Consider the following 12,918-nt stretch of genomic DNA (forward strand, 5'->3'; position numbering starts at 1 on the left):
TTGCACTGAAATGTGCGAATACGTCAGGGCCATTTTCTTGCTCAATAAAACCGAAGCCTTTATCAGCGTTAAACCATTTAACAGTACCGGTTACAGTAGACATGTTAGTTTCCTTTAAGAAATAATGTTAGCCATCAATGATGGCGGATGATGCAGGAATTTTTACTATACATTATGGAAACAGGACGATGAAGCTGAAACAGGATCTTCGCAATGAGGCATAAAAATACGGTGAATCTTCAAGCTGAATTCAATATAACACTTTATTTTTTATTATCAACACTTTAATTAATCTTTGTGACAGTTATCAAACGGTCTCAGTTGGTATGTTCGTCGTGCATTCAACCTGATTACGTGATTTAGCTTTAGCCCGATATAGCGCTTTGTCAGTACGGCTGAACAGGTTAGCAGATGATTCATTGTTGCTATATTCAGCGACGCCAAAGCTGGCTGTGATTTTTAAATTCAGGTTGTCTACTGAAGGTAAAGAATTTTCTATCTGCTGGCGCATCTTCTCAGCGACCTGGCGGGCTTCTGCCTGATTACAGTGTGGTAGAACGATTAGAAACTCATCCCCGCCCCAGCGGCATAAAGTATCGGATTGACGCAGGTTATCAGTGAGAATATTTGCAATCCGAGAGAGTACTTTATCACCAACCAGGTGGCCGTGATTATCATTTACTTTTTTAAAATGATCGATATCGACCAAGATTGTAGAGACCGGGTGTTGCTCCCGCTGGGCAAAACTGAGTATCTGTTCAAAGATTGATTCGAATGCATAACGGCTTGCAGTGCCGGTCAGAGGGTCAGTATTGGCCATATACTCCAGCCGACGCTGATACCCGCCAAGAGTATAATAAAGCAGTAGCAGTACAAGCAGGGTGACTAGCAGACTGATCGAGAGGTTAACCCATAATGTTTTAGTGATGAGCACTTCACTATGCTCTTTGTGTTCGACGATCAGATACCAGTCCAGCTCCGGAATAAAACGTGATTTGATCAGATATTGTTGGTTGTTACTGCTATAGCTGAATGATCCACCCCGTGTGGTTAGTATCACCGAGGCAATATCTCTCAATCCCTCAGCCTGATGTATGTTCTCTGTACCGTTATATTTACTGCCCTGGAGGGCGACCTTGCCGAGTCGGTCAATGAAGTAAACCTGACGACCAAATCTTTGTTGATAATCTTCAATTAACTCTTTGAGTGTATGTGACGCCAGGCCAACACCGATGATGCCCAAGAAGTTGCCTTGCTGGTCTTTGACTTTATGGTTAACGAATAGGTTAGTGCTGGAGCTATCAACGGTATCCAAATCAAGATTGATATCAAACTCGACCTCGAGATTTCGGGTGGTGAAATACCAATTATCTGCTGGGTCTTCAGCGGATACTTGTTTGATGATGCCGCTACTGTGGTAGTAGTTAGATGTTTGCTCTGAAACAAAGAAAGTGGTGATTGCGTTATAGCGATCCTGAATTGATTTGAGGTAGCGATACATCTGCTCGGGTTGCTGTTCTCCGGTATCAATCCAGTTGTGTACGAAGGTATCCTGGGCCATTAATGAAGACACCAAAATTGGCTGTAACAGATCTCGCTGTACTTCTGAGTAGATGTTGTCACTGGTTAGGGGGAGCGTATTTGTCTTGATGTGCTGATTCAGTGAACGGTTTGCCACATAGTAGCTAATCAGGCTAATCGCAGTGAATGCAATGATCAGTAAGCAGCTGCTAATCAGAATAAAAGGTGGCTTACGCTTAAATGTCTGTTTCATATAGTGCATCGACTCGGAGTAGTATTGGCCGACAGCCGAAATCTTCCTTGGTGTCGCTTCCTTATTTTAGCAGCTTTCTTAGCTTTGCCTATCGAAAGAGAGTGGCCGATTGGCAAGTATTGATGAGTGCCAGCTAGCTATCAACAGCAGTTACATTTGCTTGCGGGTAAAAAGGTGGAGGGGGTGGGTAGAAAAAAAACCGCCCTTAGAAGGGCGGTATGAATGGAGTAAATATTGGTCTGACCGGATTAGTTATCAGTGTACTTTAGTTGCCGGTTTTTATGTTTGACCAGGTACGGCTTCGCACGCGGGCGACTTTTGCTGGGAGTGTTGCTGGCATATACAAGCGAGCCCTGGTTTCAGCATCCGGATAGATCGCTGGATCTGAAGTGATCTCCTCATCGACCATTGTGGTGGAAGCCTTGTTTGGGTTGGCATACCAGACGTAGTTAGTAATCTCGGCAATGATCTCAGGTCGTAGCAGGAAGTTGATAAACTTATGCGCGTTTTCGGCATGTTTGGCATCAGATGGGATTAGCAGCATATCAAACCAGATCTCAGTTCCCTGTTTGGGAATGCTGTAGCCGATCTCGATACCGTTTCCAGCCTCTTCAGCTCGGGCCTGAGCCTGAAATACATCACCGGAGTAGCCGATAGCGACACAGATATCGCCATTTGCCAGGTCGTTAACATACTGGGATGAATGAAATTGGCGCAGGTAGGGGCGTACTGCTTTCAATGCCGTCGCTGCGGGACTGTCATTTTTATGCGCGGCTTTACTCGTATCCGTTGAGGACTGACCACTGTAAAGCAATGCTAATGGGTATATTTCATCGGGAGAGTCGAGGAAGGTGACACCGCAGTCCTTCAGTTTTTTTATGTTCTCAGGGTTGAAGATTAGCTCCCAGCTGTCGATGGGTGCATTTTCACCCAGTGCCGCCTGAACCAGTTTAACGTTGTAGCCGATACCCGTAGTGCCCCAAAGATAGGGAACACCGTAGTCATTACCCGGGTCTTTACTATCTAATAGCTTCATTAATGAAGGGTCAAGATTGCTGAGGTTGGACAGTTTCTCTTTCTGTAGTTTCTGAAATATGCCCGCTCTAATCTGCTGTTGCATAAAGTGTGAACTAGGTACAACCAGGTCGTATCCTGAGTTGCCGGCCAGCAGTTTTGCCTCAAGCGTTTCGTTACTGTCATAGACGTCGTAGATTACTTTGATACCGGTTTCAGCTTCAAACTTTTCCAACGTATCTTCAGCGATATAGTCTGACCAGTTGTAGAAGTTCAGAACCTCCTGAGCTTGGACGAATGGCACAGATGCTGTCAGCCCCAAAATCGAGATCTGAATAGCTTTTCTGATCAGGGAAGGTACAGATGTTTTCATTATTATTTGCCTCTCAACTGATTTAATAATTGATTACTTTTTAAGAACCCCTCTAGCAACTCAATATTGCTAGAGGGGTGATAGCATTAAACATTCAGTAACAGGTATTCCCGTTCCCAGGAACTGATGACTTCATGGAAAGTTTCGAACTCGGCCCGCTTAACGCCAATATAAGCATCAACAAATGCTGAGCCCATAATTTCACGGAGTTCAGGGCAGTCTTCCAAAAGCCTCAGGCCCTCTTCAAGTGAGCGTGCTACCTCTACCGTATCGCCTTCATCAGCAGCCAGTTCTGAAACCGGCTTGTCTGGTTGCAAACTATGCTTTAACCCCAGATAACCACAGGCCAGGCTTGCGGCAATAGCCAGATAAGGATTGCAATCAGCCCCCGGGAAGCGGTTTTCTATTCGGGTTGCTGCTAATGGTGCCTCGGGAGCCCGCAACCCTGTCGTACGGTTATCAATTCCCCATTTGAAGTTAACCGGTGCTGCGATATCTGGCGCAAAACGGCGATAAGAATTCACGTTGGGCGCATAGAACGAGATTGCGTGGTGAGTATATTTCTGCAACCCTCCCAGATAGTTGTAAAACTTGTCTGAGAACTTCTTCTCTTTAGTACCAGCAAAGATGTTTTTACCGGTTTTAACGTCGATAAGACTCTGGTGGATATGCATCGAACTGCCAGGCTCATGCTGCATCGGCTTGGCCATAAAGGTCGCGTACATGTCGTGTTTCAGAGCGGTTTCCCGCAGGGTACGCTTGAATACAAATACCTGATCAGCCAGGTCCAGTGCATCGCCATGAAGGAAGTTGATCTCCATCTGTGCAGCACCGGATTCATGGATTAGCGTGTCGACGTCCAGTCCCAGGGTTTCACAATAGCTGTATAGGGTATCGATCACTGGGGTGAATTCATTCACGGCGTCGATACCGTATGATTGGCGAGCAGTTTCCCGACGGCCAGAGCGACCGGTAGCGGGCTTTAGCTCATAGTCAGGGTCGACATTTTTTTGTATCAGGTAGAACTCTACTTCAGGTGCGATAACCGGGCGTAGCCCTTCATCCTCATAGAGCTTTAATACTCTGCGAAGTACTGAGCGGCTGGCTAATGGGTGTAATTCCCCATCATTTGTATAACAGTCATTGATCACTTGGGCAGTGGGTTCATCAGCCCAGGGGACCAGACGCAATGAATTTGAGTCGGGCACTAACACCATATCCCGGTCAGCCGGGTCGACAATGTCGTAATGGTTATTGGCCCACTCGCCGGTCACGGTCTGTACCAGCAGAGTCTCAGGAATTTTACCGCCTTTCTCCGCTAGGAATTTTTTCGTGGGGTAAAACTTGCCCCGTGCGTTGCCTGTCATGTCCGGTAGGGTCGATTCGACCTCAGTAATCCCGTTCTCTTTGAGAAACCTTTCCACGGCTTCCATAAATCACCTGCTTGGTAGTGTTAATTTCTCTGCGCTGCCTTTCACTATAGAAGTGCTGTGCGTAACCGCTAAGCCTGAATACAGGGCAGATCAAAATATTTGGGAATAATAAACGCGGATATCAGATCGGTTTAGATCTTGTTGTGTGATAGATAACCGAATTATTATTCGGCTTTTAGGTTATTTCATGATTTTATAGAAATCAACACTAATTTGAAATTTGTTACCATTTAATGGGGTTGTTGTTGGGTTAAATTAGAACTATTATTCGGTTTATTGTGTGGTCCTTTCTATTTTTGTTGTTATTTAATGCTATGTTTGATGGAGACCCAGTTTATGAGTTCTAACGATTATCAGCCGTCTTACTATGCCGATTCGGCGAGTTTCAACACGGATTATCCATCGCTTACCGGTGAGGAACAGGCTGATGTCTGCATAATTGGAGCGGGCTATACGGGGCTGTCTGCCGCTCTGCATCTGGCTGAAAAAGGCTACTCAGTCAGGGTGCTGGAAAGTGAGAAGGTGGGCTGGGGAGCCTCTGGACGCAACGGTGGTCAGGTGTGTCCTGGGCATAATATGGGTCACGAAGAGCTGATTAAGAAAGTGGGTAAAACCTCGGCAGACGGATTGTGGCAGATGTCCCTTGATTCAGTGCAATTGGTAAAAGATCTGATTGCTGAACACCAGATCAGCTGTGATCTGAAGCAGGGGGTTATGCATGTTGCGGCTAAGCCGGGGCATGTTGCTGAGATACGCGAAAGTGTTGAGTATAAACAGCGTGTTCAGGGTTATGACAAAATCCGCTTTGTCGCAGATGATGAAGTTCAGGCGATGCTGGGCACCGAACGCTATTTTGGAGGTGAGTACTGGGAGGATGCGGTACATCTGCACCCATTTAATTACACCCTGGGTCTGGCTAGTGCTGCGGTAAAGGCAGGGGCGGTTATTCATGAGAAAAGCCGGGTTACCGATTATCACACCGGGGCTAATGCTGAAGTACGTACCACCGCGGGCGTGGTAAAAACTAAATATATTCTGCTGGCCTGTAATGGCTATCTGGGCAAACTCGAGCCCAGGATTGCGGGTAAAATTATGCCAATAAACAACTTCATCCTGGCGACCGAACCACTCAGTGATGAGCTGTGCCGAAAGATAAACCGAGATGATGTTGCGGTGGCCGATTCCCGGTTTGTTATCAACTACTTCAAGCTCTCCGGCGATAATCGATTGCTCTGGGGTGGCGGTGAAAACTATAGCAGCCAGTTCCCGAAGGATATTCCCAACTTTGTCCGTCCCTATATGCTGCAGTTCTACCCTGAACTGAAGGATGTAAAGATAGATTATGGCTGGGGCGGCACTCTGGCTATTACCCTCAATCGGATGCCGCACTTTGATCGTATGGACGATAATCTGTTCGTCGCCCATGGCTATTCAGGACACGGTGTTGCCCTGGCGACCCTGGGTGGAAAACTAATGGCCGAGGCGATCAGTGGGACGGTAGAGAAATTCGATACTTTTGCCAGGGTTCCTACTCCGACTTTCCCCGGGGGGACTCTGCTGCGCTGGCCAGGTCTGGTGGCGGGGATGTTGTATTACTCAATGCGGGATCGTTTTTTATAGGCTTAGTTTTCAGCCGCTGGATAAATCGGTCTATAATAGCCCCGCATTATCAGAACCGGTTTATAAGAATAAGAGCAGGGTAGAAAGTTGACTGAGAGTCGTCGGGTAAAAACAGCGCAAGATCTGGCACCGCGCAATGCGCCGGTACAGGGGCGTTCAAAAAAGCGTTCAAAGGAGATCATTGATGTTACCGGTGAGCTGCTTGAACGGGTTGGACTGGATGACCTGAACACTATCCTGATCGCTAAAGAGGTGGGTATCTCGGTTGGCTCACTCTATCACTACTTTCCTAACAAACATGCCATCTTATATGCCATGGGCTCACGCTGGTTAGAAACCGTGGAAGCCGCACTTGATGAGATTGCGAGCTGGCCGATAGAAGGGTTGCCCATGGATGTTTTGGTCGAGCAGATGCTCGGCCTGAAACTGAAAACGTATAAGCGGCAGAAAGCGATTCTGACGTTGGTGCAGGCGATGTTTTCAGTGCCGGAGTTACGCGAACTGGATGCACGTCATGATGAACTGGAAATATCCCGCATGTCTGTTGTGTTTAAGCGGATGGGTATTAATCGACACCTGAAAGAGCGCGAACGACTTGCTCGACTCTACCTGGAAGTGACCCACAGTGTGATGCTGGTGGTTGTTAATCAGCAGGGTGAACGCGCCAAACGTACTCTGGCCGATTTGAAAATGATTATCTGTAATCTGTTGAGTCAGTATACGGTAGATGTCGAGTAGCTCGAACGTCGCTTCGCGACTTACTCGTGGCTCGACGTGACTGCGTCACTTGCTAGAAAGGGCGGGTGGTTCCAGGGTTTTAATCTGGTGTAGGAGCTGCTTCTAGCAGCGATGGGTACAGTGCTTAGAGCGACTGTTAGTTGCTCGACGTGACTGCGTCACTTGCTAGAAAGGGCGGGTTGAGTCTGCACTTCAAGCCTACTCGCGTAGAATTCCGTAATTTGGTACGCTCAATTATGCTTAAATCCTGCTCAAATCTACCCATATTGTATTCCCTACAACATTGCCCTTATGCGATGCGTGCTCGGTTAGGCATTCTATTGGCGCAGCAGTCAGTGCTGATTCGCGCGGTGGTGACAAATAACAAACCAGCAGAAATGTTAGCCATCTCTCCTAAGGGCACCGTGCCCGTATTAATCATCAATCATATTGAAGGTAGCGAAGCGCAGCACCAGCCGGGCGCTCTTGTTGATGAGCGTATTATTGATGCCAGTATTATCGACGAAAGCATCGATATTATGTTGTGGGCGCTAAAGCGAAATGATCCTCAGAATTTATTACGGGCGGAAGACCCCGTTCATCTAGAGTCCATGTTAGAACTTATCCGGAAAAACGATAAAGAATTCAAATCCAGGTTGGAAGTTTATAAGCTGGCGAAGCGATTCCATAAAGAGTCTGAAGTGAAAGATCGTCAGGACTGTGAAGTTTTTATAGCAGCGCTAGAAAAGAGGTTGGAGAGGCATCACAACCTAATGGGCGACCAAGACAGCCTGGTTGACTATGCTTTACTGCCCTTTGTACGGCAATTCGCCCGAGTCGATCGCAAATGGTATCTGCAATCGCCTTACCCTAAATGTCGAGACTGGTTAAATCGGCATTTGCAAATGCCGCTATACACTAAAGCCATGGCGAAATATCCACTCTGGTTAGAGTGCCATGAAGCCTTTTTATTAGGGAAAAACTAGAGTCTTCTCCTAAGCAGAGAGCACAGCATAACGTACTAGCAAGTGCCGTCGTTATGCTGAGGTTTCTCTCTATAGGCCCTGCTTGTACTGCGCATTAGTCGATACTGTGACCATCTCATGTAACTGAACGCCAGCTTCCTGTACGCCATTCAACACACTTTCAAATTGATGAATCAGTTGGATTTTATCCAGCTTTTCTTTCGACCCGCTACCGATATCAGTTAGATCGATAAAGAACTCATCGAACAACTTCGAAAAATCATTAACGGCATCTATATTCAAAAATTGTTCATGATTATAGATGCTGGGATAGCCTCCTTTCTGCTTATCAACGGCAAACTTAATGCCTTTCACATTGGTAATAGAGGTGGCCTTTTCACACTTCAGCATACAGCCGTCTTCGATACTGGGTTTTTTACATCCGACCGTTTGCTGGAAGAAGCACTGACGGCTGGTCATCATCAGAATAGGGTGATAGATACTGTAAAACAGCTTAAAGTTTTCAGGGCGCTTAATATTACGAATTTGAGATTGGTTAATCTCGTTAGAGATAAAAGCACCCTTACAATTCAGATCTTCTTTCAGCGTTAATAACGCATAAGAGTTGGTCGTATTCAGGAAGGGGCCTGCTACCCAATCAATACCCATTTCAAACGCTTTGTAAGCGATGCCCGTGTTATTGCTTACAATCTGTTTTGGCCGTACTTCTTCAAGTACTTTAACCGCCTCTAAATAGTCCTTACCAATGAGCACGGCAGGAAACCAAGGGATCAGCCTTGGGTTGTCTAAGAATATGTCGATGTACTTTCGGTCGCCGACTTTGAAGCTTTCTGGCAACTTGAAATAAATGTCGGCCGCTGTTTCATCACATAGATGGATGTCATTTATGTCGGCAATTAACAGCGATAGCGTAGGCTTTTCTTCGACCTTGGCATGCTGCTTTAAGGGCGCTATTTCAACAGCCGGAACAATAGCGACAGAGTCATTGAGTAGGAATGCCAGTTCTTTTTTTAACGCGGTCAGTTCTCTAAACGGAATATTCAGATCTGAATCCAGATCTTCATAGTCAAAGCTTTCAACCAGGTACTCAGAGTTGTTGAATGCTTTGAAACGCTTTTCGATATCGACCTTATCAATTCCGGATTGGCCTGCTGCCGTCAGATTCATACTGGATTTAACGACAAATGTCTTATCTTCAGACACCATCGCTGTGACGGTAAAAGGTTGGCCTAGCTTGCCTGAAAACTTTATCACAAGATTTTGTTTGGCAATGCTCAGATACTTTATTTTCTCGTCTACCAGCAGGCCGATCTCATTTTTTTCTTGAGCCAGGTCATGCTGTGTTTCCTGAATTTGAACAACCGAAATAGCATCGCTTTTTTCATTGGCATGGGTAAAGCTATGATCACGGGGGTTATCAATAAACATCGACTTTTTCATGTCGCCTTTCATGAAAAGGTTGGTGAAATCCCGGTTAAACACTTTGTAGAGATTTGAGTCGTCATCAAGCAACTTGCCGGTTTCGACAAACGTATTGATCTGTTTGCGCCAGCTATCAACCACCGTATGCACATACTGTGGGCCTTTAATTCGCCCTTCGATTTTCAAAGAATCTACACCGGCCTCTACCAGTTCGGGTAGATCAAAATAGGCTGAATTGTCTTTTAAGTTAAGCGGGAATTTATTGCCCATGGCGGTGGGCTCATATTCATCACGGCACGCCTGACTACAGCGACCACGGTTACCCGAGTTGCCCACGCTGACCGAGCTTGAATAACATTGACCAGAAAAGGCGATGCACAAAGCCCCATGAACAAAGACTTCAGTTAATACGTCAACATCATGAGCAACTTCTGTTAAGGCTTTAATTTCAGTCAGGTTTAGCTCACGGGATAAATTAACCCGCGTAGCACCGACTTTAGACAGAAACTGAATCTGCCCTTCATTATGCGTCGTTACCTGAGTTGATGCGTGCGCATCCAAACTCGGAAAATGCTTTTTAACCAGATTAAACAGCCCGAGATCCTGGACAATGATGCCATCGATTCCACTGTTCACCAGCTTATTCAATAGCTTAATCATGCCCACTATTTCGTGTTCCAAAATCACAACATTGAGGGTTAAAAAGATCTCGCAATCATACTTATGGGCCAGCTTGACGACACCGGTTAGATCATCAAAAGAGAGGTTAGCCGCACGGTTACGGGCATTAAAGGTGTCGAGGCCGCAATAGACGGCATTGGCACCCGCCACGATAGCCGCTTTAATCGCATTAACATCACCGCCAGGGGCTAATAGTTCTATTTTCTTAGTCATACAAACCCACTTTAAGTCTTTGCCGGCTAACGTTGTAATTTTGAGGGGCGATTTTATCTTTACCCCCTGAGTATTACTATCAAATTGTGGGTGAGGGCGGGTTAATGTTACAAGAAGAGTACAAATCAGCGCTCTTATGGGCATTTTCCACGTAGTAACCGTACATAATTAAGGGTCTAGAGCGATAAGGGCCGTAGCTCGAACGTCGCTTCGCGACTTGCTAGTAGCTCGACGCGACTTCGTCACTTGCTAGAAAAATCGAGATTGGTGCAGGGCTTGATTTTGTAGGAGCCGCTTTAGCATGCCCTCTGGGTACTAGCAGCGATGGATATATTACCCGGTGTGAACGTCGCTACGCGACTCATTAGACGAAACTGCGATTCGTACTGTTTCTTCAAAACGCCATTTCAAAGCGCGATTTTAACGCAATAAGGTGCCTACTAAATACTGGTCGATTCAGAAACGGTAAAGCGGGAAGGATTGAGTGTGGGGCAGAGTTTTTTATATATGGTTCAAGAAGTATTTATATAACTACTAAAAAGTACGATCTTTGAGTTGAACCATGTAACACATCAACCTTGGACATGCATAATCCATAAAATTTAATTTATGCTGTTTCAGCCTCAACACGGATGAAGTGATAACGCCTTATTTCCTTATGAATATCGGGCCTACTCCAGCAGCATCTTGTGCTAGCATCGTCATCAATCCAATTGCTATCTAATTGTTAATCGATGGCAGAACATATTTAAGGAATCCCTATGTTAACTATTTATGGTAGCCCTCAGTCCAGTGCCGGCCGTTGTTTCTGGTGTTTAGAAGAGACAGGTGTTGAGTACAGAGCAAAGTCGATTGATTTTAGCGCGGGTGAGCATAAGGCAGTTGATTTTTTAAAGGTGAATCCGAACGGGAAAGTCCCGGCATTGGTCGATGGCGATTTCACAATTTGGGAATCGTTGGCGATCAATAATTACATTGCGGAAGCTTATAAACCAGAGTTGCTGGGCAACACCGTGCAGGAGCGCGGGTTGGTTAGTCAGTGGAGTATCTGGTCGGTGGCTGATTTACAAGCACCGTTAATTCAGGCGTTTATTCAGTTGGTGTTTGTCCCCGAACCGAAGCGTGATGCTTCGATCATTGAGAAATCGTTTGAGAAACTGCCTCCCCTACTGAGCACACTGAATAATTCCCTCGCAGATAAAACCTATTTGGTGGCAGAGAGGTTTACACTGGCCGATCTTAATACGTCGTTTGTAGTGGCGATTTGTGATGCAGTTAAGTTTGATCTGGCTGAATGCACGCATATCCAGCAATGGCGTGAACGTATTGCTGAGCAAGACAGCGCAAAACGCTATATGGCTTTGTGCAAGTAGTTTAGGGAATAAATGGGGAATAAATGGGGTCAAGATCAATGGGGTCAGAGTAGATTGATCCGATATTTGGGACAGTTTAACGCTATGTCTTAGGTTGAAACATGCTTCGTAGTACAACCAAGTCTTTCAGTTGATAGAGGTTTATTTTGAGCATTAATCCAGACGCTATTGATCCAAATCTATGCCCGATCTGTCAGCAAGACAATCGGTGTGGGAATATGGCTTCCTGTGGTTCTGATGAAAATTGTTGGTGTCGCTCGCCTGATATAACGTTTTCAGAATCGTTGTTAAGTCAGGTGCGGGAAGAGGCTAAAGGGAAGGCCTGTATATGCAGAGCTTGTGCGTTGTTAAATAGTCAAATAGCTAAATAGTTAAGTGACTTGACTGTTTGGTGTATATTCAAAGAGTTAAGAAAACAAAACGGATGCCTAACCGTTGGCTGTGGTACCTTTTTCTCTCTTTCAGCCGACTGCGTTAAAGCCTGAGGAATTGGTAATGCCTAAGAATAAGCACAAACGAAAAGCGTCAGCTCACTCTAAATCTAACGCAGTAAAAAGTGCCAAGCCATCCGGGTTGAGAGCGTTAAACCCTAAAATATTTGTTGTGCTGGGTTTGTGCTTAGTTGCGTTAGGGCTCTATATTTTGGTGTTTAAATCTCACGGTAATGCCATGTCTGGCTTTGCTATGCTGTCTATTTTTATTGGCGTGGTGACAGCCATCATTGCCAGCTTTTCTGGGCCGAAGAAAAAGATAGATTAACGGGTGTAAAGGCTTGCTCCCAGTTCTTCTTTAATTGGGTGCTATGTTGTAGGGATACTGAATGTTCAGAGAAATAACGCAATCAGATTTTGAGTTGTTTTGGCCTACGTTTTCGAGCGTAATCCAAGCTCAGGAAACCTATGCATTCGACCCGAGTATGACACTAGAGCAGGCATATCATTTGTGGTGTGAAACACCATTGAAAACTTATGTGTTCGTAGAGAATGACGTAGTCTTAGGTTCTTACTTTATTAAGCCAAACGGGATGGGCCCCAGTCAGCATATTTGTAATTGTGGTTATATGGTTGCAGATAAAGCGAGAGGCAAGGGCATCGCCCGTAAAATGTGTGAGCATTCTCAACAACAAGCACTTTTGCTGGGCTTTGAAGCTATGCAATTTAATAGTGTAGTTTCAACTAATGACGTTGCAGTTCAGCTTTGGCAAAAGCTTGGCTTCAATATTATTGGCACGATTCCAAGGGCTTATAAACACGGCAAACTTGGGTATGTTGATAGCTATGTCATGCACAAGCAGCTACGAACATAATTAACG

At 45.6% G+C, this 12,918-nt stretch carries 12 protein-coding genes; 7 read left to right on the forward strand and 5 right to left on the reverse strand.

Features of this window, described 5'->3' with window-relative positions; genetic code table 11:
• The 4 genes from QZZ54_RS04795 to QZZ54_RS04810 form a co-directional block, all read right to left on the reverse strand.
• Positions 1 to 103 (reverse strand): cold shock domain-containing protein (locus tag QZZ54_RS04795; protein WP_290700142.1); only part of this gene is annotated, 103 nt, incomplete at its 3' end.
• 204 nt (positions 104 to 307) lie between these two features.
• The gene (locus QZZ54_RS04800) at positions 308 to 1,774 is read right to left on the reverse strand and encodes a sensor domain-containing diguanylate cyclase (protein WP_290699617.1); all 1,467 of its coding nucleotides are present in this window, start codon (positions 1,772 to 1,774) and stop codon (positions 308 to 310) included.
• A 265-nt stretch (positions 1,775 to 2,039) separates the two neighbouring features.
• Positions 2,040 to 3,161 (reverse strand): polyamine ABC transporter substrate-binding protein, encoded by a 1,122-nt coding sequence (locus QZZ54_RS04805; protein ID WP_290699620.1) that lies wholly within the window; start codon positions 3,159 to 3,161, stop codon positions 2,040 to 2,042.
• 86 nt (positions 3,162 to 3,247) lie between these two features.
• A complete protein-coding gene (locus QZZ54_RS04810) occupies positions 3,248 to 4,594 on the reverse strand; it encodes a glutamine synthetase family protein (protein WP_290699622.1) in 1,347 nt (448 codons plus the stop codon).
• A 336-nt stretch (positions 4,595 to 4,930) separates the two neighbouring features.
• Between QZZ54_RS04810 and QZZ54_RS04815 the strand changes: the two genes are divergently transcribed.
• The 3 genes from QZZ54_RS04815 to QZZ54_RS04825 all read left to right on the forward strand — a co-directional run bounded on the left by QZZ54_RS04815 (position 4,931) and on the right by QZZ54_RS04825 (position 7,917).
• Entirely contained in the window at positions 4,931 to 6,214 is a 1,284-nt protein-coding gene (locus QZZ54_RS04815; protein WP_290699624.1) for an FAD-binding oxidoreductase, read from the forward strand.
• Positions 6,215 to 6,301: 87 nt separating this feature from the next.
• On the forward strand, positions 6,302 to 6,952 hold the full coding sequence (locus QZZ54_RS04820) for a TetR/AcrR family transcriptional regulator (RefSeq protein ID WP_290699626.1): 651 nt from the start codon (positions 6,302 to 6,304) through the stop codon (positions 6,950 to 6,952).
• A 236-nt stretch (positions 6,953 to 7,188) separates the two neighbouring features.
• Entirely contained in the window at positions 7,189 to 7,917 is a 729-nt protein-coding gene (locus QZZ54_RS04825; RefSeq protein ID WP_290699629.1) for a glutathione S-transferase, read from the forward strand.
• A gap of 69 nt (positions 7,918 to 7,986) precedes the next feature.
• Here QZZ54_RS04825 and QZZ54_RS04830 read toward each other — a convergent pair whose 3' ends face one another.
• The gene (locus QZZ54_RS04830; protein WP_290699632.1) at positions 7,987 to 10,233 is read right to left on the reverse strand and encodes a peptidase U32 family protein; all 2,247 of its coding nucleotides are present in this window, start codon (positions 10,231 to 10,233) and stop codon (positions 7,987 to 7,989) included.
• Positions 10,234 to 10,994: 761 nt separating this feature from the next.
• Between QZZ54_RS04830 and QZZ54_RS04835 the strand changes: the two genes are divergently transcribed.
• The 4 genes from QZZ54_RS04835 to QZZ54_RS04850 all read left to right on the forward strand — a co-directional run bounded on the left by QZZ54_RS04835 (position 10,995) and on the right by QZZ54_RS04850 (position 12,912).
• A complete protein-coding gene (locus QZZ54_RS04835; RefSeq protein ID WP_290699635.1) occupies positions 10,995 to 11,606 on the forward strand; it encodes a glutathione S-transferase family protein in 612 nt (203 codons plus the stop codon).
• 146 nt (positions 11,607 to 11,752) lie between these two features.
• Complete coding sequence (locus QZZ54_RS04840; protein WP_290699638.1) at positions 11,753 to 11,977, forward strand: cysteine-rich CWC family protein; 225 nt, start codon at positions 11,753 to 11,755, stop codon at positions 11,975 to 11,977.
• Positions 11,978 to 12,101: 124 nt separating this feature from the next.
• Positions 12,102 to 12,365: a hypothetical protein gene (locus QZZ54_RS04845; protein WP_290699641.1), complete on the forward strand. Its 264-nt coding sequence runs from the start codon at positions 12,102 to 12,104 to the stop codon at positions 12,363 to 12,365.
• A gap of 61 nt (positions 12,366 to 12,426) precedes the next feature.
• Positions 12,427 to 12,912, forward strand: coding sequence for a GNAT family N-acetyltransferase (locus QZZ54_RS04850; RefSeq protein ID WP_290699643.1), 486 nt, complete (start codon positions 12,427 to 12,429; stop codon positions 12,910 to 12,912).
• Positions 12,913 to 12,918 lie beyond the last annotated feature (6 nt).

The sequence above is a fragment of the Amphritea sp. genome (assembly GCF_016744155.1).
Lineage (GTDB): Bacteria > Pseudomonadota > Gammaproteobacteria > Pseudomonadales > Balneatricaceae > Amphritea.

What these genes read in the sequence shown, in the direction of transcription:
- QZZ54_RS04845 (WP_290699641.1), top strand. Translation starts at nt 12,102, where the DNA reads ATGCCTAAGAATAAGCACAAACGAAAAGCGTCAGCTCACTCTAAATCT.
- QZZ54_RS04830 (WP_290699632.1), bottom strand. Translation starts at nt 10,233, where the DNA reads ATGACTAAGAAAATAGAACTATTAGCCCCTGGCGGTGATGTTAATGCG.
- QZZ54_RS04815 (WP_290699624.1), top strand. Translation starts at nt 4,931, where the DNA reads ATGAGTTCTAACGATTATCAGCCGTCTTACTATGCCGATTCGGCGAGT.
- QZZ54_RS04810 (WP_290699622.1), bottom strand. Translation starts at nt 4,594, where the DNA reads ATGGAAGCCGTGGAAAGGTTTCTCAAAGAGAACGGGATTACTGAGGTC.
- QZZ54_RS04800 (WP_290699617.1), bottom strand. Translation starts at nt 1,774, where the DNA reads ATGAAACAGACATTTAAGCGTAAGCCACCTTTTATTCTGATTAGCAGC.
- QZZ54_RS04805 (WP_290699620.1), bottom strand. Translation starts at nt 3,161, where the DNA reads ATGAAAACATCTGTACCTTCCCTGATCAGAAAAGCTATTCAGATCTCG.
- QZZ54_RS04850 (WP_290699643.1), top strand. Translation starts at nt 12,427, where the DNA reads ATGTTCAGAGAAATAACGCAATCAGATTTTGAGTTGTTTTGGCCTACG.
- QZZ54_RS04835 (WP_290699635.1), top strand. Translation starts at nt 10,995, where the DNA reads ATGTTAACTATTTATGGTAGCCCTCAGTCCAGTGCCGGCCGTTGTTTC.
- QZZ54_RS04825 (WP_290699629.1), top strand. Translation starts at nt 7,189, where the DNA reads ATGCTTAAATCCTGCTCAAATCTACCCATATTGTATTCCCTACAACAT.